The sequence below is a fragment of the Janibacter massiliensis genome (assembly GCF_900289115.1).
GTDB lineage: Bacteria > Actinomycetota > Actinomycetes > Actinomycetales > Dermatophilaceae > Janibacter_A > Janibacter_A massiliensis.
In genome coordinates, this window is record NZ_LT985196.1 from 2,014,472 (window position 1) to 2,039,735 (window position 25,264).

At 73.8% G+C, this 25,264-nt stretch carries 23 protein-coding genes; 8 read left to right on the forward strand and 15 right to left on the reverse strand.

Annotated elements, in window-relative coordinates; translation table 11 throughout:
* Nucleotide 1: 1 nt before the first annotated feature.
* Both DAA34_RS09805 and DAA34_RS09810 read right to left on the reverse strand, forming a co-directional pair.
* Complete coding sequence (locus tag DAA34_RS09805; RefSeq protein ID WP_106818899.1) at nt 2–907, reverse strand: inositol monophosphatase family protein; 906 nt, start codon at nt 905–907, stop codon at nt 2–4.
* Nucleotides 904–2,013 carry a ferrochelatase gene (locus tag DAA34_RS09810; protein ID WP_106818901.1) on the reverse strand — a complete coding sequence of 370 codons (1,110 nt, stop codon included), beginning with the start codon at nt 2,011–2,013 and terminating at the stop codon, nt 904–906. Before DAA34_RS09810 ends, DAA34_RS09805 begins: the two co-directional genes overlap by 4 nt.
* 126 nt (nt 2,014–2,139) lie before the next feature.
* On the opposite strand from DAA34_RS09810, the gene sepH reads away from it, so the two are divergent.
* Nucleotides 2,140–3,396 (forward strand): septation protein SepH, encoded by a 1,257-nt coding sequence (gene sepH, locus DAA34_RS09815; protein WP_158707695.1) that lies wholly within the window; start codon nt 2,140–2,142, stop codon nt 3,394–3,396.
* A 66-nt stretch (nt 3,397–3,462) separates the two neighbouring features.
* Here the strand turns inward: sepH and DAA34_RS09820 are convergent, their stop codons facing one another.
* From DAA34_RS09820 to DAA34_RS09835, 4 genes are read right to left on the reverse strand one after another with little or no spacing between them, the layout of a single operon-like run.
* Nucleotides 3,463–4,158, reverse strand: a complete 696-nt coding sequence (locus DAA34_RS09820) for a thymidine kinase (RefSeq protein WP_106818905.1) — start codon at nt 4,156–4,158, stop codon at nt 3,463–3,465.
* Nucleotides 4,159–4,176: 18 nt separating this feature from the next.
* A complete protein-coding gene (locus tag DAA34_RS09825) occupies nt 4,177–5,292 on the reverse strand; it encodes an alkaline phosphatase family protein (protein WP_106818907.1) in 1,116 nt (371 codons plus the stop codon).
* Entirely contained in the window at nt 5,289–5,888 is a 600-nt protein-coding gene (locus DAA34_RS09830) for a DUF5998 family protein (RefSeq protein WP_234354200.1), read from the reverse strand. The genes DAA34_RS09825 and DAA34_RS09830 overlap by 4 nt, the downstream gene beginning before the upstream one ends.
* A gap of 16 nt (nt 5,889–5,904) precedes the next feature.
* The gene (locus DAA34_RS09835) at nt 5,905–8,628 is read right to left on the reverse strand and encodes a bifunctional acetate--CoA ligase family protein/GNAT family N-acetyltransferase (RefSeq protein ID WP_106818910.1); all 2,724 of its coding nucleotides are present in this window, start codon (nt 8,626–8,628) and stop codon (nt 5,905–5,907) included.
* Nucleotides 8,629–8,781: 153 nt separating this feature from the next.
* On the opposite strand from DAA34_RS09835, the gene DAA34_RS09840 reads away from it, so the two are divergent.
* Nucleotides 8,782–11,250, forward strand: a complete 2,469-nt coding sequence (locus DAA34_RS09840) for a DNA gyrase/topoisomerase IV subunit A (protein WP_106818912.1) — start codon at nt 8,782–8,784, stop codon at nt 11,248–11,250.
* Nucleotides 11,251–11,326: 76 nt separating this feature from the next.
* On the opposite strand, the gene DAA34_RS09845 is transcribed toward DAA34_RS09840, so the two are convergent.
* Nucleotides 11,327–12,772 (reverse strand): APC family permease, encoded by a 1,446-nt coding sequence (locus DAA34_RS09845; protein ID WP_106818914.1) that lies wholly within the window; start codon nt 12,770–12,772, stop codon nt 11,327–11,329.
* A gap of 215 nt (nt 12,773–12,987) precedes the next feature.
* Here DAA34_RS09845 and DAA34_RS09850 point away from each other — a divergent pair, with 215 nt between their 5' ends.
* Entirely contained in the window at nt 12,988–13,182 is a 195-nt protein-coding gene (locus DAA34_RS09850; protein WP_106818916.1) for a helix-turn-helix domain-containing protein, read from the forward strand.
* Nucleotides 13,183–13,214: 32 nt separating this feature from the next.
* Here the strand turns inward: DAA34_RS09850 and DAA34_RS09855 are convergent, their stop codons facing one another.
* A complete protein-coding gene (locus DAA34_RS09855; RefSeq protein WP_234354201.1) occupies nt 13,215–15,365 on the reverse strand; it encodes a DNA gyrase/topoisomerase IV subunit B in 2,151 nt (716 codons plus the stop codon).
* A 190-nt stretch (nt 15,366–15,555) separates the two neighbouring features.
* On the opposite strand from DAA34_RS09855, the gene DAA34_RS09860 reads away from it, so the two are divergent.
* Nucleotides 15,556–15,777, forward strand: a complete 222-nt coding sequence (locus DAA34_RS09860) for a DUF7455 domain-containing protein (protein WP_106818920.1) — start codon at nt 15,556–15,558, stop codon at nt 15,775–15,777.
* A complete protein-coding gene (locus DAA34_RS09865; RefSeq protein WP_106818922.1) occupies nt 15,774–16,286 on the forward strand; it encodes a DUF456 domain-containing protein in 513 nt (170 codons plus the stop codon). Before DAA34_RS09860 ends, DAA34_RS09865 begins: the two co-directional genes overlap by 4 nt.
* A gap of 9 nt (nt 16,287–16,295) precedes the next feature.
* Here the strand turns inward: DAA34_RS09865 and DAA34_RS09870 are convergent, their stop codons facing one another.
* The 5 genes from DAA34_RS09870 to metF form a co-directional block, all read right to left on the reverse strand.
* Nucleotides 16,296–16,709 (reverse strand): DUF3040 domain-containing protein, encoded by a 414-nt coding sequence (locus tag DAA34_RS09870; RefSeq protein WP_158707696.1) that lies wholly within the window; start codon nt 16,707–16,709, stop codon nt 16,296–16,298.
* Between the two features lie 37 nt (nt 16,710–16,746).
* The gene (locus DAA34_RS09875) at nt 16,747–18,003 is read right to left on the reverse strand and encodes a DNA polymerase IV (RefSeq protein ID WP_106818926.1); all 1,257 of its coding nucleotides are present in this window, start codon (nt 18,001–18,003) and stop codon (nt 16,747–16,749) included.
* 21 nt (nt 18,004–18,024) lie between these two features.
* Complete coding sequence (locus tag DAA34_RS09880) at nt 18,025–18,801, reverse strand: class I SAM-dependent methyltransferase (protein ID WP_106820067.1); 777 nt, start codon at nt 18,799–18,801, stop codon at nt 18,025–18,027.
* A gap of 31 nt (nt 18,802–18,832) precedes the next feature.
* Nucleotides 18,833–19,240: an SAV_6107 family HEPN domain-containing protein gene (locus DAA34_RS09885; RefSeq protein ID WP_106818928.1), complete on the reverse strand. Its 408-nt coding sequence runs from the start codon at nt 19,238–19,240 to the stop codon at nt 18,833–18,835.
* A 99-nt stretch (nt 19,241–19,339) separates the two neighbouring features.
* Nucleotides 19,340–20,230, reverse strand: a complete 891-nt coding sequence (metF, locus tag DAA34_RS09890) for a methylenetetrahydrofolate reductase [NAD(P)H] (protein WP_106818930.1) — start codon at nt 20,228–20,230, stop codon at nt 19,340–19,342.
* A 94-nt stretch (nt 20,231–20,324) separates the two neighbouring features.
* On the opposite strand from metF, the gene DAA34_RS09895 reads away from it, so the two are divergent.
* Entirely contained in the window at nt 20,325–21,410 is a 1,086-nt protein-coding gene (locus tag DAA34_RS09895) for a polyprenyl synthetase family protein (protein WP_106818932.1), read from the forward strand.
* A gap of 30 nt (nt 21,411–21,440) precedes the next feature.
* Here DAA34_RS09895 and DAA34_RS09900 read toward each other — a convergent pair whose 3' ends face one another.
* On the reverse strand, nt 21,441–21,872 hold the full coding sequence (locus DAA34_RS09900) for an Rv2175c family DNA-binding protein (protein WP_106818934.1): 432 nt from the start codon (nt 21,870–21,872) through the stop codon (nt 21,441–21,443).
* 108 nt (nt 21,873–21,980) lie between these two features.
* On the opposite strand from DAA34_RS09900, the gene DAA34_RS09905 reads away from it, so the two are divergent.
* Both DAA34_RS09905 and DAA34_RS09910 read left to right on the forward strand, forming a co-directional pair.
* The gene (locus DAA34_RS09905) at nt 21,981–22,946 is read left to right on the forward strand and encodes a lytic transglycosylase (RefSeq protein ID WP_106818936.1); all 966 of its coding nucleotides are present in this window, start codon (nt 21,981–21,983) and stop codon (nt 22,944–22,946) included.
* Complete coding sequence (locus DAA34_RS09910) at nt 22,943–23,875, forward strand: DMT family transporter (protein WP_106818938.1); 933 nt, start codon at nt 22,943–22,945, stop codon at nt 23,873–23,875. The genes DAA34_RS09905 and DAA34_RS09910 overlap by 4 nt, the downstream gene beginning before the upstream one ends.
* 3 nt (nt 23,876–23,878) lie before the next feature.
* Here DAA34_RS09910 and DAA34_RS09915 read toward each other — a convergent pair whose 3' ends face one another.
* On the reverse strand, nt 23,879–25,237 hold the full coding sequence (locus tag DAA34_RS09915) for a class II 3-deoxy-7-phosphoheptulonate synthase (protein WP_234354202.1): 1,359 nt from the start codon (nt 25,235–25,237) through the stop codon (nt 23,879–23,881).
* Between the last annotated feature and the right edge of the window lie 27 nt (nt 25,238–25,264).

A 25,264-nucleotide genomic window follows, 5' to 3' on the forward strand; every position in this document is an offset into this window, starting at 1 on the left:
GTCAGGACGGCAGGACCGGCGCCTCGTCCGGAGCCACCGTGGCGGCCGCCTCGGCGACCGCGGCGACGAGGGCGGGGTGGACCCCCGGGGCGGCGGCCAGGGTCATCGCGTTGCCGGGGGCGCCGCCCTGCGCGTCGTCGACGGCTCCCCCCGCCTCGGTGACGACGAGCCAGGCCGCGGCCATGTCCCACGGGTGCAGACCACGCTCCCAGTACGCATCGAGGCGCCCGGAGGCCACGTGGCACAGGTCGAGCGCGGCGCTGCCGAAGCGACGGATGTCGCGCACCTGCGGCAGGACGTGCGCGAGGACGGCCGCCTGCCACGCGCGACGGCGGGCGTCGTACCCGAATCCGGTCCCGACGAGGCTGGTCGACAGGTCGGTGGCGCCGCTCACCGAGATCGGGCGGCCGGGGCCGTCGGTCGGGTCGCCGGGACCCCACCGCCGGGCGCCACGGCCGAGAGCGGCCGCGAAGCGCTCGGGACCCAGCGGGTCGATGACGGCGCCCGCGACGGGCCGCCACGCCCCGCGGACGGTCGGGTCCCCGACGACCGCCGCCACGGAGACCGACCACGCGGGGATGCCGTAGAGGTAGTTCACCGTGCCGTCGATGGGGTCGACGACCCACGTGACGCCGGTCGTCCCGGTGTGGCCGCCCTCCTCCTCGCCGTGGAAGCCGTCGTCGGGCCGCAGGCGGGCCAGCTCGGCACGCAGGTGGTCCTGGGAGCGCTGGTCCATCGCGGTGACGACGTCGACGGCGCTCGTCTTCGTCGACGCGACGACGCGGTCCGCGGCGCTCGCGCCGGCCACGAGGTCGGCGGCGCCGGTCGCGACCTCGAGGGCGATCCCGGCGAGCGCGCTGACGTCGATGCCGGCCGGTACGGGCGGGGCCTCGGGACCACCGCTCACCGGTCGGCCCCGCAGAGCGCCGGACGGTCCGCGCGGAGGTTCGGGCAGCACCCGGGGGCGCACACGTCGGGCCGGACGTCGGCCCCGGCGGGCCACACGAGCGGCCCCGCGTCCTCGCCGCGCGCGTGCGCGGCGCGCTCGAGGAGGAGGTCGACGAGCCCCTCGTGGAAGGCCGGGTGGGTGCCGACGGTCGGGACTCGGATCATCTCGACCCCGGCGTCCTGCGCGACCGCGGCCGCCTCGGTGTCGAGGTCGTAGACGACCTCCATGTGGTCGGAGACGAAACCGATGGGGTGGACGATCACGCAGCGCGTCCCGGCCGCCGCGAGCTGCGCGATGCGGTCGCCGACGTCCGGCTCGAGCCAGGGCTGGCTCGGTGGCCCGGACCGCGAGCAGAACGACAGCTCCCCCTCCACCTCGACCCCGAGCTCGGCGGAGATCCGCTCGTGGATCCCTGCGGCGACCTGCCGCTGCTGCGTCGTGTACAGGTGCCCGGGCCCGTCACCGGGCCCGGAGGTCTCGTCCATCGACAGCGGGATCGAGTGGGTGACGTGCAGGACGTGGACGTCCTGCGCGGGGTAGCGGGTGAGCGCGTCCCGGACCGCGGCGAGCACGAGCTGCGCCGCGGGCTCGCCGAAGGCCGGCGTGGGTCCGTACGGGCGCACCTTGTCGACCTCGATCCCGAGCTCCGCGGGGAAGGCGTCGGCGAGGTTCTCGCGGTACTGGCGGCACGAGGACCAGCTCGACCACACGCTCGTGAGGAGCGCGAGGACCCGGCGGGCCCCGCCGTCGGCCAGCTCGGCGGCGGCGTCAGCGAGGAAGGGCGAAGAGTTGCGGTTGCCCCAGGCGATCGGGACGTCGATCCCGCGGGCGTCGAGCCGCGCCCGGAGGTCGGCGATGAGGGCCCGGTTCGCGTCGTTGATGGGGCTGCGGCCGCCGAAGAGCGCGTAGTGCCGCCCGACCTCGACGAGTCGCTCGTCCGGGATCCCGCGCCCGGCGGTCACCCGCCGGAGGAACGGGAGCACCTCGTCGGGGCCCTCCGGCCCGCCGAAGGAGACGAGGAGGATCGCGTCGTAGGGCGCGAGGGCGTCGGGGCGTGCTTCCACGGCATCCACGCTACCGGCGGGCGCCCGACCGGCGTGGTGCCGCTGGTCGAAGCCGGTGCGGTGGCATCGTCGATGCCGAAGCCCGGCGCCCGGACGCCGCGGCCCGACCGACGAAGGGACCTCGCGATGCACGACCTGCGCCTCATCGGCGTGCACGAGGACGGCGAGCACCTGCTCCTCGCCGATCGTGACGGCGGCCGGTACCGCGTCCGGATCGACGACGCCCTGCGGGCCGCCACCCGGCGTGACCGCCCGCGGCTGGGCCAGCTGCAGATCGAGATCGACAACGGCGTCCGGCCGCGGGACATCCAGGCGATGATCCGGGCCGGCGCGAGCGCCCGAGAGGTCGCGGAGCGCACCGGGTGGAGCATCGAGCGGGTCGCGCGCTTCGAGGGTCCCGTCCTGGCGGAGCGCGAGCACGTGGCGAACCTCGCCCGTGACGTCGTCCTGCGGGTGCGCGGCGGGGACGGCCGGGGCGAGGAGACGCTCGGCGGGCGGGTCGGGGAGCGGCTCGCGGCGCGGGGCGTCGCGGCGGACGGCGCGACGTGGGACGCGTACCGCGGCGAGGACGGCACCTGGAACGTCACCGTCGAGTTCGCCGCCGGAAGCCGGACCCGCGCAGCGCGCTGGCACGTCGACCCCGAGACCCGCACGGCGCTGCCCGTCGACGACGAGGCACGGTGGCTCACCGAGGACGACACCCCCGCCGGCCCGATCCCCGTGCCCCACCGGCTCGCCGGTCCGGACGAGGTGTTCGACGCCGAGGCCGAGCGCACCGACCGCCTGAAGCGTCACCCGGCGAGCCACGACTCGGAGAACGACCTCGCGAGCTCGGTGCGCAACCACTCCGGCGCCCGACGGCGGGCGCGCCGCTCGCGTGGGCAGGGTCCGGCGCGGCTCGTGTCCGTCGTCGACCCGCCCGCGGACGCCCTCCCCCTCGAACCGCTCGCGACCGAGCCGGCCGGTCCTCCTCCCGCTGCGCGCGGCACCCACCCGCACGACGAGGGCGGGGCCGCGCCCACCGAGACGGGGCCGACTCCGTCGACGCCCACCCCGCACGAGGGCGCGGTCGACGGTCCGAGCGACGACGACGCCGTCACCGAGGACGACCGTCGGGTGACCGAGGGCGCGCCGGACGACGGCCCGCAGGAGACGCCGGACGACCGGGGGGACGCCGCCGAGGAACCCGCCGAGGACGCGGCCGACCCGGTGGAGGAGCTCGACGACGCCCCCGACGCCCCCGCCGAGGACGAGGACGGGAACGAGAACGGGTCGCGCGGGCGGAAGGACGCCCCCGCCGCGGCGGAGACGGGCCGCAAGCGTCGTCCGTCCGTCCCCAGCTGGGACGACGTCATGTTCGGAGCAGGCCGCCCCCGCCGCTGACGAGCCCCTCCGGGCCACGGGGAGGACGCCGGGTCCGTCACGCGGGCGGCCGCCGGCGAGAGGACGTCAGCAGCGCGGCGGGACCGGGCAGGCGACGAGGTCGAACGGCAGCGTCTCCGCCGACGGCGCGGCCGCCCGGGCCGCGCCCGAGGTCATCCGGCGCATGAAGTGGCGGCGGCAGAGGACCTCGTACTCGACGGTCGAGCTCGACCCGCCCGGCCCGTCGGCCTCCGAGGCGGTGTCGCCGACGACGACCTGCTCCCCCTCGAGGGTCATCACCCCGTCGACGACGCGGGCGTTGTGCGTCCCGCGGCGACCGCACCAGCACAGGGCCTCCACCTGCAGCACCTGCACCCGGTCGGCGAGCTCGATGAGCCGCTGCGACCCCGGGAACAGCCGGGCGCGGAAGTCGGCCGTGATCCCGAAGGCGAACACGTCGATGTCGAGGTCGTCGACGATCTGCGCGAGCTGCTCGACCTGGGCGGGCGTGTAGAACTGCACCTCGTCGCACAGGAGGTAGTCGATGCGGTCGCCGGCCGTCAGCTGATCGACGACCGTGTCCCACAGGTCGAGGTCCTCCGGGACCTCGTTCGCGGCCGTCGACAGGCCCAGGCGCGAGGACAGCACGTGGTCACCGGCCCGGTCGAGCCGCGTGAAGATGAGGCCGCGACGTCCGCGTGCGCGGTGGTTGTGATCGATCTGCAGGGCGAGGGTCGACTTCCCGCAGTCCATGGTCCCGGACCAGAAGACGAGCTCAGCCATGGCCGCACGCTCCCCCGGTCACGCCGTCACCGTCAACCACGGCACGGCGACCTCGTCGTCGGTGAGGGACCCGTGGACCCCGCGCAGCGCGACGAGCTGCGGCCGCTGGCGCCGGGAGTCGACGACCGACAGCCCGGGGCCCATCGCGACGACGACGTCACCGATCCGCGCGGCCACCTCCGGCCGGACATCACCGAACCACCGCTCCGCGACGGCCTCGGCCCGCGTGCGGACCGCGGCACCCGCGCCGAACCTGCCCCGCCAGGCCGCGACGACGTCGTCGAGCGCCCCGGGGCGGACGTGGAGCTGGAGCGACCTCGGCTCACCCGCGACGAGGCGGACGCCGGCCTCGAGGTCGGGCGCGTCGGCGAGCTCGAGGCGACCGGAGTCGGGGACGTCGACCATCCCGTGGTCGGCGGTGACGTGCAGGCTCGTGCCCGGCGGGAGGCACCGGGCCAGGCGAGCGAGCTCGCCGTCGACCGCCGTCAGCTCGTCGCCCCACTGCCAGGACCCGCACCCGTGCACGTGGCCGACCTTGTCGAGGTCGCCCCAGTAGAGGTAGACGAGCGAGCGCGGCTGCTCCCGGACCGTCCGCACGGCGGCGTCGACCCGGTCGGCGAGCGAGCCCGCGGCGACGAACCGCCCACCGCGCAGGGCCGCCTCCGTCAGGCCGGAGCCGTCGAAGAACCCCGGGCCGATCCGCGTCACCGCCACCCCGTCCGCCACGGCCCGCTCGAAGACCGTCGGGTGCGGCTGCCAGCGGCGCGGCGCGGGCCCGTGCTCCCACGAGAGCTCGTTGAAGACGCGGTCGGTGGCCGGGTCGAGCACCTCGTACCCGACGAGCCCGTGGGCACCCGGCGCCAGTCCGGTGCCGAAGGAGCCCATGGACGTCGCGGTCGTCGTCGGGAACCCGCAGTCGACGACCGACCCCGCCGGCAGGAGGGACCGCAGGAAGGGCGCGTGCCCCCCGCGCCGCTCGAGCAGGCGCGCCCCGAGCCCGTCGACGAGGACGACGACGGCGGAGCGAACCCGTGGCCCCTCGCCGTCCCCGAGCAGGTCGGCGAGGACCCGGGGCAGCACCGCGGGCAGGGACGCCTGGCCGTACCGCGGGACGACGGGGACGAAACCGGTCACGCGCCGACGACGGTCGAGAGGGTCCGGGCGAACTCCATCGCGTCGGCGAGCGCGTCGGGGCCGTCGGCCTCCGCACTGATCCGCAGCGCGATGTCGTCGGCGGACACGGTCCCCTCGTAGCCGTGGTCGGCCTCGCAGCCCGGGTCGCCGCACGTCGCGGGCATGACGTCGACCCGGTTGACCGCACCCCACCCGATCGTCAACGTCACCTCCCGACCGAGCTGGCCGGGGACGTAGCTGGCCGGGTCCGGGACGACGTGCGTGAGCATGACCGCCCGCAGCGCCGAGCGGGGCACCGACTCCGTCGTCGCGGTCGCGACCTCCGACGTCGGCCCGGCCCCCTCGGCGTGGTCGTCCGCGTGCGCGACGACCAGGCGGGTCCCGGTGAGGACGAGGACGGTGACGTGCCGGCGCACGTCACCCCGGTCGAAGGTCGTCTCGAGGTGGACCAGGTGCCCCTCGACCCGGTCCCGCCCGAGAGCGGCGCGCACGACGTCGGCGACGAGCTCGGGGTAGTAGCCCGCGCGTTCGATGGCCGCGACGAGACCCTCGGGAAGCGGGACGGCGGACAGGTCGCTCACGGGCTCGGGACGCACCGGTCCATCGTGCCACTCAGGTGAGCGTGCGGCGGCCGGGGTCGGTGCGGCGCTCGACGGCGGCGAGCACGGCGGTGGCGCCGAGCACCTCGCAGCCGCGGGCGTGGGCGACCAGCGGGTTGAGCGTCACCGACGCGAGCTCGGGCAGGTCGTCGGACATCTGCGAGACGCGGGCCACGACGTCGGCGACCGCCTCGAGGTCGACCGGTTCCGTCCCCCGGTGCCCCTGGAGCAACGGCGCCGCCTTGATCGAGGTGATGAGCTCGCGGACGTCGACGTCGGTCATCGGCGGGATGCGGTAGGCGATGTCGCCCAGCAGCTCCGTCGCGGGCCCGGCGAGGCCGAAGCTGACGACGGGCCCGAACAGCGGGTCCTCGTCGCCGGTGAGGACGCAGGCCACCCCGGCCGGCGCCATCCGCTGGACGACGAAGTGGTTCGCGTCGATCGGGGCGAGCCGCGCGTCGAGGGTCGTGAAGGCCCGGCGCACGTCCTCGGGGGTGTCGAGGTCGACCCGGATGCCCTCGAGGACGGAGTGCCCGCGCACGAGCGGCGAGAGCGACTTGACGACGACCGGGTAGCCGAGCTCGTCGGCGACGGCGACCGCCTCGTCGGCGCTTCCGGCCTCCCGCACGGGCCACAGCGAGATCCCGTACGCAGCCAGCAGCTCGCCCGTCTCGTCGACCGTGAGGACGCGGCCCTCCGGGTCGTCCCCGAGCACCCGCTCGACGACCGCCCGCGCCGCGGCTCGGTCGACGTCGTGGACGACCACCGGTGTGCCCTTGTCCTTCTCCCGCCACAGCCCGTAGCCGACCGCCGCCGAGAGCGCCCGGACCGCGTCCTCGGTCATGGGATAGAGCGGGATCGCCTCCCGGGGGCTGGCGGAGTCCTCGGCCGGACGCTCGGTGAGCAGGTCGGTGGACCGCATCCCCGGGACGGCACCGGTCTCGCTCGCGTCGCGCCCCGGGTCGACGCCGCGCAGCCCGAGGAGGGTCGCGACGAACGTCTTGTCGGTCGTGGCCGCCGTCTGGCGGACCGCGTCGAGGACCTCCTCATCGAGGGCCCCGATCGGCGGGATGAAGCACGCGACGATGCAGTCGACCGACTCGTCCGCGACCGCTGCGGCCAGCGCGTCACGGAAGGCCGCCGCGGATGCCACGGTCGACAGCGAGACCGGACCGTGCACCACCTGCAGCCCCCAGCTGACGCAGGCGTCGGCCGTGAGGGCGCCGAGCTGGGAGGAGTTGCCGACGACCGCGACCCTCGGCCCCCGCGGCAGCGGCTGGTGCACGACGAGCTGGGCGACGTCGAGCATCTGGTGGACGTTCTCGACGCGGATGACGCCGGCCTGCCGGAGCATCGAGGCGAACGCCGCCGGGCGCGCCTTCGTCGGACGGACCCGGTGCCCGGGCGGGGCGCCGAAGCTCGACACGCCCGACCGCACGACGATGACGGGCTTCGTCACCGCGAGGTTGCGCGCGATGCGGGAGAACTTGCGCGGGTTGCCCATCGACTCCAGGTAGAGACCGACCGCGCTCGTCGCGTCGTCGTCGATCCAGTACTGCATGACGTCGTTGCCGGACACGTCGACACGGTTGCCCGCCGAGGCGAACACCGAGATGCCCAGGTTGCGTGACGCCGCGGAGGCCAGCACCGCGACGCCGAGCGCACCGCTCTGGGAGAAGAGACCGAAGTGACCGGCCGGGGGCAGCTGGGGCGCGAGCGTCGCGTTGAGGCGCACGCCCGGGTCGGTGTTCGCGACCCCGAAGGAGTTCGGACCGACGACCCGCATCCCGTGCTCCCGGGCGGTCCGCAGGAGCCGGTCCTGCAGTCGCCGCCCCTCCTCCCCCGCCTCCGCGAACCCGGAGGAGATGACGAGCAGCGAGCGCACGCCGGTCCGCGCCGCCTCCTCGACGACGTCGAGCACGGCGGGTGCGGGGACCGCGACGACGGCGAGGTCGACCGGCTCGTCGATGTCGGACAGCCGGGCGACCGCCTCGATCCCGGCGATCGTCCCCCCGCTGGGGTTGACGGCGTGCACCGTGCCGGTGAAGCCGGAGTCGACGATGTGCGCCAGGAGGGAGTACCCGATGGTGCCGGGGGCGCGGCTGGCGCCGACGACCGCGACGGACGCCGGGTGCAGCAGCGACTGGATGCTCGCCACCTCTGCCCGGTGCTCCCGCGCCAGCCGCACCGACTGGCTCTGCTCCGTCGGTTCGATGTCGAAGTGGACCATGACGACGCCGTCCTCGAAGCGCCGCGACACCTCGTACCCGGCGTCGGAGAACACCCCGAGCATCTTCCGGTTCTGCGGGAGAACCTCGGCCTCGAACCGGGTGATCCCGTGCTCCTGGGCGATCGCGGCGAGGTGCTCGAGCATGACCGACCCGATGCCCTTGCCGTGGTGGTGGTCGCTGACGTTGAACGCGACCTCGGCGCTGCTCGGGCTGACCCGGTCGTACCGTCCGATGCCGACGATCTCGTCGTGCACGAGGGCGACGAGGGCCATCCGGTCGACGTAGTCGACGTGGGTGAAGCGGTGGATGTCCTTGGCGCTCAGCTCACGGAGGGGGGCGAAGAAGCGGAGGTAGATCGACTCCTCCGACTGCTGGGCGTGGAAGGCGCGGATGAGGTCGCCGTCCGACGGCACGATCGGGCGCACGCGCGAGACGGAGCCGTCCCGCAGGACGACGTCCGCCTCGGCACCCGCCGGGTAGCCCGGGGGCAGCTCTGGGTCGGCCATGCCCCTCAGGATGGCAGACGCGTGGCGGGCCCACGGGGCACGCGTCCCTCCCCGCCCGACCCGGACGGCCGACCGGCGCGCCGCCGGTCCGCCGAGCGCGGGCTGGGCGAGGATGGGCCGGTCCCCGTCCCCGCCGCAGGAGCCGCCCCACCGATGGCCCGACGCCCGAGCGCACCGCCCGCCCCGCAGATCGACGAGACGATCGTCGACATCGACGTCACGGACGAGATGCGGAACGCGTTCCTCGAGTACTCCGTCTCGGTCATCCACTCACGAGCCCTCCCCGACGCGCGGGACGGTCTCAAGCCCGTGCACCGGCGGATCCTCTGGTCCATGTCGGAGATGGGCCTGCGCCCCGACCGGGGGCACGTGAAGTCCTCGCGCGTCGTCGGCGACGTCATGGGCAAGTACCACCCGCACGGCGACACGGCGATCTACGAGGCACTCGTCCGCATGGCCCAGCCGTTCGCGATGCGGCTGCCGCTCGTCGACGGGCACGGCAACTTCGGCTCGCTCGACGACGGCCCCGCGGCCTCCCGGTACACCGAGGCGCGGATGGCCCCCGCCGCGCTCCACATGATCACCGGCCTGTCGGAGGACACGGTCGACTTCGTCCCCAACTACGACGAGCAGCTGACCCAGCCCGGGGTGCTCCCGGCCGCCTACCCCAACCTCCTCGTCAACGGGACGACCGGGATCGCCGTCGGCATGGCGACCAACATGCCGCCGCACAACCTCGGCGAGGTCGTCGCGGCCGCCCGGCACCTCATCGCTCACCCCGAGGCATCGCTCACCGAGCTCATGCGCTTCGTCCCCGGGCCGGACCTTCCCGGCGGGGGGCGCATCGTCGGGCTCGAGGGCATCAGGGACGCCTACCTCACCGGCCGCGGCACCTTCCGCACCCGGGCCACGGCCCGGGTCGAGAAGACCTCGGCCCGCCGACGCGGCATCGTCGTCACCGAGCTGCCCTACCTCGTCGGCCCCGAGAAGGTCATCGAGAAGGTCAAGGACCTCGTCCAGGCCAAGAAGCTGCAGGGGATCGCCGACATCACCGACCTGTCCGACCGGCAGGCGGGCATGCAGCTGGTCATCGAGGTGAAGAACGGCTTCAACCCCGAGGCCGTCCTCGAGGACCTGTACCGGCTGACGCCGATGGAGGACAGCTTCGGCATCAACAACGTCGCCCTCGTCGACGGCACACCGCGGACGATGGGGCTGAAGGAGCTCCTGACCGTCTACGTCGACTTTCGCATCGACGTCGTCCGGCGGCGCTCCCAGCACCGTCTCGACCGGGCGCTCGAGCGGCTCCACCTCGTCGAGGGCCTGCTCGTCGCGATCCTCGACATCGACGAGGTCATCCAGGTCATCCGCAGCAGCGACGACGCGGGCACGGCCCGCGACCGGCTCATGGTCGTCTTCGAGCTGTCCGAGGCCCAGGCGTCGTACATCCTCGACCTCCAGCTGCGCCGGTTGACGAAGTTCTCCCGCCTCGAGCTCGAGAAGGAGCAGGAGGAGCTGCGCTCGGCCATCGAGGAGCTGCGGGAGCTGCTCGCGAACGACGCCTCGCTCCGCAAGGTCGTCTCCGCGGAGCTCGCCGCCGTCGCGAAGGAGCACGGCACCCCCCGACGGACCGTCCTGCTCGAGTCGGCGGGCACGCCAGCAGCGGCCGCGCCGCTCGAGGTGACCGACGACCCGTGCTGGGTCCTGCTGTCGACCACCGGGATGCTCGCGCGGACCGCCGACGCGACCCGCCCGGGGATCTCCGGCGCCCGCGTCACGCACGACGCGATCGCCTCGGCCGTGCCGGCGACGGCCCGGGGTGAGGTCGCGGTCGTCACCACCCGCGGACGAGCGGTGCGCCTCTCAGTCCTGGAGATCCCGACGATCCCCGGCACGGACGCCGCGCCGTCGCTGTCCGGGGGCAGCCCCGTCGCCGCGCACGTCGCCCTCGCCGACGGGGAGGAGTCGCTCGCGCTCGTGACGATCGACCCGGCAGCCGCGGGCCGGGCCGGCGTGGCCCTCGCGACCGCCCACGGCGTGGTCAAGCGGGTCGCTCCCGAGGCGCCTCCCGCCAGGGCGACGGACTGGCCCGTGATCACGCTCAAGGACGGCGACCAGGTGGTCGGGGCGGTCGACCTCCCCGCCGACGACGTCGAGCTCGTCCTCGTCGCCTCCGACGGCCAGCTGCTCCACTTCCCCGCGTCCGCCGTCCGCCCGCAGGGCCGGTCGGCCGGCGGCGTCGCCGGCATCAAGCTCGGGCCGGGGGCGAGGGTCGTCGCGTTCGCCGCGGTCTCCCCCGCCGAGGAGAACGTCGCCGTGACGATCGCGGGCAGCCGGGACGCCCTCCCGGGCACCGAGGCGGGGTCGATCAAGGTGACGCCGTTCAGCGAGTACCCCGGCAAGGGCCGCGCGACCGGCGGGGTGCGCGCGCACCGGTTCCGGGCCGGGGAGGACGTCCTGCGGCTGGCGTGGGTCGGCCCGGCTCACGCGCGCGCAGCGACCTCTGCCGGGGCCGCCGTCCGCCTGCCGGAGGCGACCGGGAAGCGCGACGGCAGCGGCGAGCCGGCCGCCGGGATCATCGCCGCGATCGGCGCGCTGCCCCCGGCACCCGTCACCGACTGACGGGCTCGACCGACCGACAGCCCCGACGACGAACGGCACGGACCGCCCGGTCCGTGCCGTTCGTCGATCGGCGTGCTCAGCCGCCGAGGTTCTCCGGGTCCCGCATGTACGTCGACCGCGCGTGCAGGCCTCGGTTGGCCATCCACGCGAGGAGCCACAGCAGGACGCCGAGCGCAAGGAGCCCGCCCGCGATCGCGTACTGGATCGCCGGGCGACCCGTGATCGGCAGGACGAAGTAGAGGCACGCGACGGCGCCGGCGACGGCCACGACCTTCGAGGTCCGGAAGTGCCGGTGGGCGACCGTGTCCTTCCGCAGGACGAGGACCGCGACGTTGACGATCGCGAATACGGAGAGCAGGAGGAGCGCTGTCGTCCCGCCGAGCTCCTTGACGACCGACGAGGCGTTCATCGTCACGACGGTGATGAGGCCGTACGCCAGAGCCGTGGTGAAGAGGATCGCGACCCACGGCGACTGGCGGCCGCTGTGCACCCGGCCGAAGACCGGCGGCAGGACGGCCTGCCGTGCGAGCCCGTACACCAGTCGGCTCGCCATGAGCATGTTGAGCAGCGCGGTGTTCGCGACGGCGAACATCGAGATGAAGGGGAAGATCGTGTCGATCGGCACGCCCGGCGCGCCCATGTGGACGACGTCGACGAGCGGGGTCTTGCTGGCGGAGAGCTGGTCGACGGGCACCACCGCGACCGCGAGGACGGACACCAGGACGTAGATGACGGCGGTGATCCCCAGACCGGTGAACATGATCCGGGGGAAGATCCTCGACGGCTCGTGGGTCTCCTCGGCCATGTTCACCGCATCCTCGAAGCCGACCATGGCGAAGAACGCGAGCGACGTCGCGGCCGTGATCGCCAGGAAGGTCGACTTGTCCGAAGGGCTGTCGAAGACGACCGCGCGGGAGAAGTCGGCCTTGCCCTGGCTCGCGGCCCAGAAGCCGACCCCGATGACGAGCAGGAGGCCGGTGAGCTCGATCACCGTGAGGACGATGTTCGCCGTGACGCTGTGGCTGACGCCGATGAAGTTGACGATCGCGACCAGCGTGATGAACACGATGGCCATCGTCAGGACGAGCCCGGAGTCCTTGGGGTCGAGACCGAAGCCCTTGGCGAAGTTCTCGGCGAACGCCTGCGCAGCGGTCGACGCCGACGTGATGCCCGAGGACATGACCGTGAAGGCGACCATGAACGTCAGGAAGTGGATGCCGAACGCCTTGTGCGTGTAGAGCGCGGCACCCGCGGCCTGCGGGTACTTCGTCACCAGCTCGAGGTAGGACGCCGCCGTGAGGAGCGCGATGACGAACGCGACGATCAGCGGCAGCCACGCGGCACCCCCGACCTCGCCGGCGACCTTCCCGACGAGGGCGTAGATCCCCGTACCGAGGATGTCGCCGATGATGAACAGGAGCAGCAGCTTGGGGCCGATGGCCCGCTTGAGCTCACCCCCGCCTTGAGTGCCGCTGGGGGTGGCGTCGGCGACCGCCGTCGCGCCGCTGTCGTTCGCGGACATCGTCGTCCCTCTCGCTCGCCTGGTGCGGGTCCGATGCCGGGGGACCAATAGATCGCCCCGCGCACCCTGTGGAGGCAACGGTAACGCCGAGGCCTGCGGGCGGGCGGGTATTGCACCCCCGACATGCGACTCGCGTCGCTTCCGCGGTTCAGCGCCGACTGCGGGTGACGTGATGGCTACTGCGCTGCGGAGTCGGCAGTACCTAGCGTTGTGAGCTGCGCGAGCAGGCCGGCCTGACCCAGGCTCAGGTCGCCGAACGCATCGGTGTCGGCCAACGGCAGGTGTCCAAGATCGAGAACGGGGACATCGACAACGCCAAGGTCAGCACGATCCGCAACTACCTGGAAGCCGTCGGCGGCTCGATGGCCATCGAGTACGTCATCGGCGACCAGCGCGTTCAGGTCGCCTGACTCTCCGCGAGGCCGTGACGAGACGCCGTCGCCTAGGCGTCGATCCGGTCGGCGTCGAGGGTGCCCGCGCTCGAGACGATGAAGTCGCGCCGAGGGGCCACCTCGGCCCCCATGAGGAGGTCGAAGACCTCGTCCGCCGCGGCCGCGTCGGCGAGGGTGACCCGCCGGAGCGTGCGGTGCCGGGGGTCCATCGTCGTCTCCGCGAGCTGGTCGGCGTCCATCTCCCCCAGGCCCTTGTACCGCTGGATGGGCTGCTTGATCGCCCGGCCCTTGCGGTTGAGCGCGGCCACGGTGCGCCGCATCTCGGCCTCGCTGTACGTGTAGTGCAGCTCACCCTTGCGCGATCCCTGCGCGACCGTCTGGATCCGGTGCAGCGGGGGGACGGCGGCGTAGACCCGCCCGGCCTCGACGAGCGGCCGCATGTAACGGAAGAACAGGGTCAGCAGCAGGGTGCGGATGTGGGCGCCGTCGACGTCGGCGTCCGTCATGATGATGATCCGCCCGTAGCGCACGGCCTCGAGGTCGAAGGACCGGCCCGAGCCTGCGCCGACGACCTGGATGATCGAGGCGCACTCGGCGTTCTTCAGCATGTCGGTGATCGACGCCTTCTGGACGTTGAGGATCTTCCCCCGGATGGGCAGCAGCGCCTGGAACTCGCTGTCGCGGGCCTCCTTGGCCGTTCCCATCGCGCTGTCCCCCTCGACGATGAACAGCTCGGTGCCCTCCACGTCCTTGCTCCGGCAGTCCCGCAGCTTGGCCGGGAGCGTCGAGGACTCGAGCGCGTTCTTCCGGCGCTGCGTCTCCTTGTGCAGGCGTGCGGAGATCCGCGAGCGCATCTCGGCGACGACCTTCTCCAGCAGCTGTCCCGCCTGGGCCTTCTCGTCTCGCTTGGTCGACGCCAGGCGGGCGGTGAGCTCCTTCTCGACGACCTTGGCCACGATCGCGCGGACCGCCGGTGTGCCGAAGATCTCCTTCGTCTGGCCCTCGAACTGCGGCTCGGCCAGCCGGACGGTGACGACCGCGGTGAGGCCGGCGAGGACGTCGTCCTTGTCGACCTTGTCCTGCCCGAGCTTGAGCCGGCGAGCGTTCACCTCGAGCTGCTTGCGGAAGACCTTGAGCAGCGCCTGCTCGAACCCGGACACGTGGGTGCCGCCCTTGGGGGTCGCGATGATGTTGACGAAGCTCGTCACCTTCTCGTCGTAGCCGGTCCCCCACCGCACGGCGACGTCGACCGCGCACTCGCGCTCGACCTCGGTCGGGGTCATGTGCCCCGCGGCGTCGAGGACGGGCACCGTCTCGGTGAAGGTCCCCGACCCCGTCAGGCGCCACACGTCGGTCACGGACGGGTCGGGAGCGAGGAACTCGACGAACTCGGCGATCCCGCCCTCGTGGTGGAAGACCTCCTCGTGCGGCCCGTCCTCCCCCGGCGTGCCGGGCAGTCCCCGCTCGTCGCGGACGACGATCGTCAGGCCCGGGACGAGGAAGGACGTCTGGCGCGCGCGTCGGACGAGCGCGTCGACGTCGAACTGGGCGTCCTTGACGAAGATCTGCGGGTCGGCCCAGTACCGCACCCGCGTCCCGGTGACCCCCCGCTTCGCCTTCCCCACGACCGCGAGCTCGCTGCCCTGTTCGTACGGCGTGAAGGGGTTGCCGGGGTCCTTGGCACCGGCGGACCCCGCGACGTCGGAGAAGGTCCCCGGCTCGCCGCGCCGGAAGCTCATCGCGTACGTCTTGCCACCGCGGTCGACCTCGACGTCGAGCCGGGCCGAGAGGGCGTTGACGACGGAGGCCCCGACGCCGTGCAGACCACCGGAGGCCGTGTAGGAGCCCCCGCCGAACTTGCCGCCGGCGTGAAGCTTGGTGAAGACGACCTCGACGCCGGTCAGCCCGGTACGCGGCTCGATGTCGACGGGGATGCCGCGCGCGCGGTCGCGGACCTCGACGGACCCGTCGGCGTGCAGGACGACCTCGATCCGGTCGCCGTGGCCCCCGAGGGCCTCGTCGACTGCGTTGTCGATGATCTCCCACAGGCAGTGCATGAGGCCGCGACCGTCGGTCGAACCGATGTACATGCCCGGCCGCTTCCGCACGGCCTCGAGCCCCTCGAGGACCTGCAGGTGGTGGGCGGTGTACTCGGGGGCGGACTTGCTCGTCGCGGCCTTCTTCGCGCTGTCGATCGGCACCGCAGCAGGGTAGGCGGGCGCGCGGTGGAGGCCGGGGAGGCGCGACGGAGGGACGGTCGACGACCGCGGCCGCGCGGCCGGTCCTACCCGGCGGGAACGAACCGGCGTGCTTGACTGTTGACCACCCTCGACGCAGGATCGCCCGCCCGGCATCCTGCGGCGAGAACGAACCACCGAAGGAAGGCGCACCATGAACACCGCGATCGCAGCACCCCTGACCGCCGCGGACCGGTGCGACCGCTGCGGCGCCAAGGCATACGTCCGCGCCCGCCTCCACGCCGGGGGCGAGCTGCTCTTCTGCGCCCACCACGGCCGCGAGCACCTGCCCCGCCTGCGCCACCTCGCCGAGATCGAGGACCACAGCGCGAGCCTGCAGGAGACGACCCCGACGGCCCCCGCCGACGAGCGGTGAACGTCCTCGCGACCGCGGGGCCCGACCCCTCGCAGGTCCTCCCGTGGGTCGCGCTCGTCATCTACGTCGTCGGCCTGGCCGGGATCGTCATCCCCGTGCTGCCGGGGCTCATGCTCTGCGTCGTGGCCGTGCTCGTGTGGGCGATCGGGGAGAACGACGTGGCAGCCTGGCTCACGCTCGCCGTCGTCGCGGCGCTGTGGGCGCTCGGGATGGTCCTCCAGGTGACGATCCCCGGGCGCCGCATGAAGCGCCAAGGGGTCGGCGGCTCGACCCTGCTCGTCGGTGCGCTCGCGGGCATCGTGGGCTTCTTCGTCATCCCGGTCGTCGGGCTCCCCGTCGGTTTCGTCCTCGGGGTCCTCGGCGTGGAGTACACGCGCACCCGCGACCTCGGACGGGCGTGGTACGCGACGAAGCGGGCGCTCGTGGGCGTGCTGCACTCGATGGGGATCGAGCTCGGGACAGCCGTCGTCATCGGCGGCGTGTGGGCGACCAGCGCCTTGGCGTTCTGAGCCGCCCGCTCACCAGCCGTTGCGCCGGCGCTCCCAGCGGTCCTCGAGCATCGACATGAACTCCGAGCGGCTCCGGTCCCGTCGAGCGGCACCGGGTCGCCCGGTCCGTCGCGACACCGTCGGCCGACCCGTGTCGTCCAGCGCCGACAGCGTCTGCGGCACCGGGGCGAGCGCGAGAACGGCTCCGGCGACAAGCAGCGCGAAGCCGATGCCGCCGAGCCAGACGAGCTGGGCGTAGACCCCGACGGCCACCAGCACGAGCCCGCCGACCGCGCCGAGGAGCCCTAGCAGGTGGGTGCGCCCGAGGCGGGCCCGCCGCGTCGGTGTGGAACCCCGCATGCTGCTGGCGAACCGAGGGTCCTCCGCGATGAGCGCCTGCTCCATCTCGTCGAGCATCTGCTGCTCGCGCTCGGACAGCGGCACGGGGACCTCCTCGTCGTCCGTCGTCGGTTCGGGAACCTCAGGATAGGCCGGGACCCTGACGACGGGAAGACGGCCGCCCATCGCCGAGGAGGCTGGCGGGCCGGACCGCGCCCGAGCCGAACCGTTCCCCGATGCGGTCCGCGGCGCGCTCGGCGTCCCGCCACCCGTGCTCGGGCTCGTCGAGGGTGACCTGCACGGGCGTCACGGACGCGTCCGAGAGCTGCTCGAGCCGGACGCCCAGGAGGCGCACGGGTCGGCCGCGCGGTGCGAGCTCGGCCAGCAGCGCCGCCGCGGTCCGGTGCACCGTGCGGGTGCTGTCCGTCGGCACCTCGAGCGTCCGCGACCGGGTCACCGTCGTGAAGTCCGACCAGCGGACGGACAGGGCGACGGTCCGCCCGAGGACACCCTGCGCCCGGGCCCGCGCGCAGGTGCGCCCCGCCAGGGCGAGCAGGGCACGGTCGAGGTCGTCGGCATCGGTGAGGTCGGTCTCGAAGGTCCGGTTCGACCCGATGCTCTTGCCCGCGCGCTCGGGCTGCACCCGGCGCGGATCCCGGCCGTCGGCCAGCTCCCTCAGGTGCGCGGCCGCGGCGAGGCCCACGGCGCGCTCGAGATCGGCCCGGCGCGCCGTGGCGATGTCCGCGACCGTCCGGATCCCGGCGGCGACGAGCCGCTCCTCGGTCCGGTCCCCCACGCCCCACAGCGCCCCGACCGGCAGGCTGCGGACGAAGGTGACGGCCTCGGCGACGGGCACGACGATCATCCCGTCCGGCTTCGCGAGCCCGGAGGCGATCTTGGCGAGGAACTTCGTCGGAGCCACCCCGACGGAGCACGTGATCCCCTGCTCGTCCTCGACCCGGGCACGGATCGCCGCACCGATCGACGCCGGGTTCCCCAGCAGCCGGATCGCCCCGGAGACCTCCAGGAAGGCCTCGTCGAGCGAGAGCGGCTCGACGAGCGGCGTCACGTCGTGGAAGACGGCCATCACGGCGCGGGAGATCTCGGCGTACAGAGCGTGCTCGGGCGGCAGGACGACCGCCTCCGGGCACAGCCGGACGGCGCGGGCCATCGGCATCGCCGAGGTCACCCCGTGCGCCCGCGCCTCGTAGGTGGCCGAGAGGACGACCGACCGGCCCGAGCCGCCGATGATGACGGGGCGGCCGTGGAGCTCCGGGCGGGTGCGGAGGGTCGCCGACGCGTAGAACGCGTCCATGTCGACGTGGAGGATCGTGCACCCGGTGTCGTCGGGCGGGTCGGAGCTCTCCCGAGGCGGCGCGACGAACCGGCGCCGACTCACGTCGCCCCGCTGCGCCGGGGGTCAGTCACGGCTGGCGATGACGTGGACGCTCGTCCCGATGCCGGCGAGGAACGCGGTGTCGGGGTCGGCGAGCACCGCCTCCTCCAGCTCGAGGAGGGCGGCACGGGCGGCGTCGGAGTCGAGGAGGGCGGACGGCACGAGGTCGCTGAACATCCGCACCCCTTGGACCTGCTCGACGGTGAAGCCGCACCCGTGGAGGAGCTGTTCGAGCTCGGCCCGGTGGAACCTGCGCGGCAGGGGGTCCTTGGGCCCGTACCGGCCGTCGGGGTCGGTGACGACCGACCGGGCCTGACCGAACTGACCGGCGAGCACCCGCGCGAGCACGGCCGCAGCGCGCTGGGCGGTGACGAGCGAGAGGTGGGCGCCGGGACGGAGGACGTCGGCGATGCGGGCGATGGTCGTCTCCGGGTCGTCGACGACCTCGAGCGTGCCGTGGCAGCAGACGAGGTCGACGCCCTGCAGGTCCCCCAGGCCCTCGAGGGTCTCGGCGTCCCCCTGCACGGCCGTGACCCGGCTGCCCGCGCTCGACTCGGCCGCGCGCCGCCGCAGGGAGGCGAGGGCGTCGAGGTTGGGGTCGACGACGGTCACCGTGTGGCCGCGCTCGGCGAGGGCGACGGCCAGACCGCCCGTTCCGCCGCCGAGGTCGAGCACCCGCAGCGGTCGGCCGATGTCCTGCTGGCGTCCGGCGACGAGGGCGTCGATCGCCCGCCAGACCGCTCCTGTCCGCAGGCCCGTCTCGACGCCGCCGCGTCGCTGCTGCCGTCGCTCCGTGGTCACCCTCGTCTCCTTCGCCGCGCTCGCTGCCACCCTAGGCCCGTCCCCCGACGCGGACGCCGCGCGCCACCCGCAGCGGCGCGAGCGGCAGCGTCCCGGCGACGGGTGGGGGTACCTCCAGGCGGCCGGCGACGAGCGTGACGAAGTCGGAGGAGCCACGCAGGAGGTCGTCGACCTCGCGCGGCGACGCCGGCCGGCTCACGCCGAGGTCGCGCAGGTCGGCGTCGGAGAAGTACCGGGCCCACTCCCCCAGCTCCGGCGCGACGTCCGGCAGGACCTCCCACACCGCGTCACCATCCACCCGGGCACGTCGACCGCCCGCGAGGACCTCCGCGGCGGCCCGACGCGCTGCGATGCGAGCGTGCAGCGCCCGTTCCAGCGGTGAGCTCGTGGCCCCGGCCGCCCTGAGGTGCTCGCCCGCGGACTCCAACGGCAGTCCCATGCTGCTGCTCCGATCCCGACCCGCCCGACCGATCGAACACATGTTCGATCTGGGGCCGATCGTACGGGTCGGCGCGCCCGGACGCCAGCGGGGCCGGCGTCAGCGGTCCCCGAGACCGAGCGCGCCGTGGACCTCGAGCGTCGCCGTCGACCGGTTCATCGTGATGAAGTGCAGCCCGGGTACGCCCTCGTCGAGAAGTCGCTGGCACATCTCGATGGCGATCGCGATCCCCTCGGCCCGCACCGCGGCGGGGTCGCCCTCGACCGCGTGCAGCCGCTCCACGGTGGCCGCCGGGATCGGGGTGCCCATGAGCTCCGACATGCGCCGGATCTGCTTGAGGTTGGTGATCGGCATGATCCCGGCGGTGATCGGCAGGTCGACGCGCGCGTTCACCCGGTCGCGGAGGGCGAGGTACGTCTCGGGGTCGAACACCATCTGGGTGACGGCGAAGGAGGCACCCGCCTCCGCCTTGCGGACGAGGGTCTCGACGTCGGCGTCGAGGTCGGCGGACTCGGGGTGGACGTCGGGGAACGCGGCGACGCCGATCTCGAACCCGCCCCGGCGCGCGATGAGCTCGACGAGCTCGGAGGCGTACGTCAGCCCTTCGGGATGGGCGGTCCACGTCGCGCGGACGTCGCCGGGCGGGTCGCCACGCAGGGCGAGGACGTGGTCGATGCCCGCGTCGGCGAACTCGTCGAGGACGTCCTCGAGCTCGCGGACCGACTTGCCGACGCACGTGAGGTGCGCCATCGCCGTCAGGGAGGTCCGCCGCGAGATCTCCTCGGTGATCCGCACCGTGCGGTCCTGCGTCGTGCCGCCCGCGCCGTAGGTCACCGAGACGAAGTCCGGCGAGACCCGCTCGAGCCGCCGGATCGCCTCCCAGAGCACGTCCTCACCCGCGTCGTCCTTCGGCGGGAAGAACTCGAAGCTGACGGAGACGTGGTCGGCGCGCAGGCGGGCGGGGATCGTCTCGGGCTCGGGCTGCGACATGGGCGCGATCCTAGTGACGAGGCCGCCACGTAGGCTGGGCGCGACCCGCCCTGCGTGCGGGTCGTGACCCACCTCACCGGCCCCGGAGGTCTTCGTGACGCACCCGCTCGACGTCGCCGACCTGCGCCCCCGGGTCCAGGCGTGCCTCGACGGCGAGCTCGTCACCCAGCGCACGGTCCTGGCCGAGCTCGGCCCGGACGTCCTCGAGCTCGTCGATGCGATCGCGCGGCTGCTCGCCGGCGGCAAGCGGCTGCGCGCGGCCTTCCTCCACTGGGGCCTGCGGGGTGCCAACCCCGACCTCGGGGCCGGGGCGGGCGCGGTCCGGCTCGCGTCGAGCATGGAGATGTTCCAGGTGGCGGCGCTCATCCACGACGACGTCATGGACGACAGCGACACCCGCCGCGGACAACCGGCGGCCCACCGGGCGATGGCCAGGCAGCACGTCGCGCGCGGCTGGCTCGGGGACGCCGACCGCTTCGGCGCCGCGGGGGCGATCCTCGCCGGAAACCTCTGCCTCACGTGGGCGGACGAGATGTACGCGACCTCCGGGCTCCCACCGGAGGCACTCGCCCGGGGCCGGGCGACGTTCGACCGGATGCGCACGCAGCTCATGGCGGGGCAGTTCCTCGACGTCGTCGAGTCCGTCCGACCGTGGGACGACATCTCCACGAACGAGCGAGCAGCACGGGCGCACCACGTCATCCGCTACAAGAGCGCGAAGTACTCCATCGAGCACCCGCTCGTCATCGGCGCCCGCGTCGGTGGGGCCGACGAGGCGACCGTCTCGGCGCTCGGGGCCTACGGGCTGGACCTCGGGCACGCCTTCCAGCTGCGCGACGACGTCCTCGGCGTCTTCGGTGACCCCGCGATCACCGGCAAGCCCGCGGGTGACGACCTGCGGGAGGGCAAGCGCACCGTGCTCGTCGCCCGGACCCTGGAGCTGGCGGGCGCGACCGAGGCAGCGGCCCTCGTCGGCGCGCTCGGCACGGAGCTGGACGAGGAGGGTGTCGAGCGCGTGCGCGATCTCATGGCCGGTTCCGGCGCGCTCGCGGCCGTCGAGGCGGAGATCGCACGGCTCGCGGGCTCGGCGCGGGCGCACCTGGCGGCGGCCGACATCGACGCCCAGGCGCGCGGCGTGCTCGGCGACCTCATCGACGTGACGACCGCCCGGTCGAGCTGACCGTGGGTCGGCGCCCTGCCGACCGCCATCTCACCAGGCCGACTCCATCGCCCGGCGGCGCACCTCGGTCTTGAAGCCGGCGCGGATCGCCGCCGCCGGATGGGGTCCGGCCGGCAGGGTGGCGTCCGGGGTGAGGAGCCAGCGCACGATCTCCTCGTCCCTCAGGCCGGCGTCGCCGAGGACGGTGATCGTGCCGCGCAGGGCCGCGAGGGGTACCGGGCGCTCGCCGGCCGCAGGCGTGTCCGGGATCCGGCCGTGGAGGTCGGGCTCGGGGGCAAGGAACTCGGCCGGGACGGCGAGGACGCTCCGCTCCCCGATCCGGCACGCGACGAGGTCCCGGTCCTCCAGGAGCCGGCGCGCGTCCTGCAGGCGCATCCCCAACCGCTCGGCGAGGTCCGGCATGGTCAGCCACTCGGCGGACAGGCTCTCGAGCGGCGCGTCGGTCGGATCGGTCGTCGGCACGCCGCGACGCTACCGCAGCGCGTGGCGCTCACCGGGGTAGCGTCGCGCCGAGCGCGCACGTCACACGGGCACCACCCGTCACGTGCCCACCCGACCCAGGAAGCGACCATGGCCCCCGTTCTCCCGCCCGCGACCGTGCCCCCCACCGTCGACCTGCCCGAGACGGCCCCCGTGCTGGCGACGCACGACGACCGCCGCTGGACCCGGCACACGGTCCGGCCCGGCGAGACCCTCTTCGGCATCTCGATGCGCCACGGGGTCGACGTGGCGACGCTCGTCCGGCGCAACGATCTCGGCTCGCGGCGGATGATCATGACCGGGGAGGTGCTCGAGGTCCCCCTCCGGGGCGCGGCCCGGGCGACCGCCGCACGTCCGGCGTCCCGCTCGTCGTCCCGCCCGGTGACCAAGACCCGCGACCCGGGCTCGGTCCACCTCGTGCGCCCCGGCGACACCCTCTCGGGCATCGCCGCCGAGAGCGGGACGACGGTGGCGCGTCTGGCGAAGCTCAACGGCATCTCCCCCAGCGATCCCCTCGCGGTCGGCCGACGTCTGCGGGTGCCGGGCACCGCGGCGCGCTCGACCTCCCCCCGGTTCGACGAGAACACCTTCGAGGGCCGTGACTACCCCCGCGCCGTCGTCGCCGCGGCCGAGCGGAACCGACGGGCACTCGCGGGCCGAGAGGTCCCCAGCAGAGACGCGGTCCGGGCGATGATCGTCCGCACGGCGCGCGCCCACGGGGTCGATCCCCGGCTCGCGCTGGCGATCGGCTACCAGGAGTCGGGCTGGGACCAGCGGCAGGTGAGCGTCGCGAACGCGGTCGGGGTCATGCAGGTCGTGCCGAGCACGGTGGAGTGGACCTCGCAGCTCGCCGGGCGCCGCCTGGACCCCCTCGAGACGCAGGACAACATCACCTCCGGCGTGGTGCTGCTGCGCGTCCTCACCCGCTCCGCGGACACCCGGGCCGAGGCGATCGCCGGCTACTACCAGGGCCTGGCCTCCGTCCAGCAGCACGGCCTCTACCCCGACACCCGCCGGTACCTCCGTCGGGTCGAGCGGCTGCGCCGGTCGATGTGACTCGGAGGACCGGGGCCGACGAGAGGGGCCGCAGCGAGCTCGCAGCGACCGGCCTGCTCGTCGCCGTCACCGCCGTCTGGGGGTCGACGTTCTTCCTCATCCGAGACCTCGTCCGGGTCGTCCCGAGCGCGGACTTCCTCACCGTCCGGTTCGCGATCGCCGCGATCGCGGTGGCGCTCGTCCTCCACCGACCCGTGCGGGCGCTCACCCGCCGGGACGTCCTCGTCGGCATCGGGCTCGGCGCCCTGTACGGAGCCGCCCAGCTGCTGCAGACCGTCGGGCTCGAGCACACCTCCGCGTCGGTCTCCGGCTTCATCACGGGCATGTACGTCGTGCTCACGCCCGCGATCACCGCGCTCCTGCTGCGGGAACGGATCGAGGCCTCGACGTGGATCGCCGTCGCGCTGTCGACCGCGGGCCTGGCCATCCTCTCGCTGCGCGGGGTGAGCGTCGGGGCGGGCGAGGCCCTGACGCTGGGCTCGGCCGTCGTCTACGCGCTGCACATCATCGCGCTGGGCCGGTGGAGCACGCCCGAGCGGGCCGTCGGCCTCGCCGTCGTCCAGTCCGCGACGATCGCGATCGTCTGCCTCCCCTTCGCCGCGCCCGGCGGAATCACCCTTCCCCGGGACGGCGGGCAGTGGGCCGCCCTCGTCTACATGGCTCTCGCCGCCGGCGCGGGCGCCCTGCTCGCCCAGACGTGGGCCCAGGCGCACCTCAGCGCCACCCGTGCCGCGGTCGTCATGACCCTCGAGCCGGTCTTCGCCGCACTCTTCGCGGTCCTGCTCGGCGGCGAGAGCGCGACCGCGCGCATGCTTCTCGGCGGCGCGCTCGTCCTCGCCGCGATGTACGTCGCCGAGCTCGCCGGGCGGAGCAGCACGACGCCCGCGGTGGAGGACCCGCCGAGCGAGGCCCTCCACCACGACGCCTGAGGGTCAGTCGGTCGCGAGCATCTCCGCGACGAGGAAGGCGAGCTCGAGCGACTGCTGGTGGTTCAACCGCGGGTCGCACAGGCTCTCGTACCGCTGCGAGAGATCCGCGTCGGCGATCCGCTCCGCGCCGCCCACGCACTCGGTGACGTCGTTGCCGGTGAGCTCGACGTGGATGCCGCCGGGCACGGTCCCGAGCTCACGGTGGACCTCGAAGAAACCGCGCACCTCCTCGACGACGTCCTCGAAGTCGCGCGTCTTGTACCCGGACGCCGAGGTGAAGGTGTTGCCGTGCATCGGGTCGCAGATCCACGTCACGGTCGCGCCGGTCCGCCGGACGGCCTCGACGATCCCCGGGAGCGCCTCCCGCACCCGACCGGCGCCCATCCGCGTGATGAACGTGAGGCGGCCGGGGCGGCGCTGCGGGTCGATGCGCTCGATGAGCTCGGCGACGTCGTCGGCGCTCGCGTTCTGCGACAGCTTGACCCCGACCGGGTTCTGGATCCGGGAGACGAAGTCGACGTGGGCGTCGGAGAGCCCGCGGGTTCGCTCCCCGACCCAGATGAAGTGGCCCGCGGTGTCGTAGAGGTCACCCGTGCGTGAGTCCACCCGCGTCATCGGACGCTCGTAGTCGAGGAGGAGCCCCTCGTGGGCGGCGAAGAACTCCGTCGTGCGCATCGCGTCGAAGTCCGCGCCGCACGCCGACATGAACCGCATCGCCTTGTCGATGTCGCGCGCCAGGCCTTCGTAGCGCGTGTTGGCCGTGTTGGCGATGAAGCCGCGGTTCCAGTCGTGCACGTGCCGCAGATCGGCGAAACCCCCGGTGGTGAACGCACGCACGAGGTTGAGCGTCGACGCGGACGCGTGGTACCCGTGCAGCAGCCGCTGCGGGTCCGGGGTGCGCGCCTCGGGGGTGAAGTCGAAGGCGTTGACCATGTCACCGCGGTAGGCCGGGAGCGTGACCCCGTCGCGGGTCTCGGTCGTGCTGCTGCGGGGCTTGGCGAACTGGCCGGCCATCCGACCCACCTTGACCACCGGCAGCGAGGCGCCGTACGTGAGCACGGCGGCCATCTGCAACAGCGTCTTCACCCGGTTGCGGATGTTCTCGGCGGTGACGTTCTCGAAGGTCTCCGCGCAGTCGCCGCCCTGGAGGACGAACGCCTCGCCGCGTGCGGCGGCCGCGAGGTGGTTCGTGAGGACGTCGCACTCACCGGCGAAGACGAGGGGCGGCTGGGCCGCGAGGGTGCGGCGCACCTCCTGGACAGCGGCCTGGTCGGGCCACTCCGGCTGCTGCGCGGCCGGCAGCTTCGCGTTCGCTCCGAGGCTCGCGTGGTGGTGCTCGTCGATGGTCGTCGGCGTGGTCACGCCCGCAAGGATAGGCGCGCACGTCCG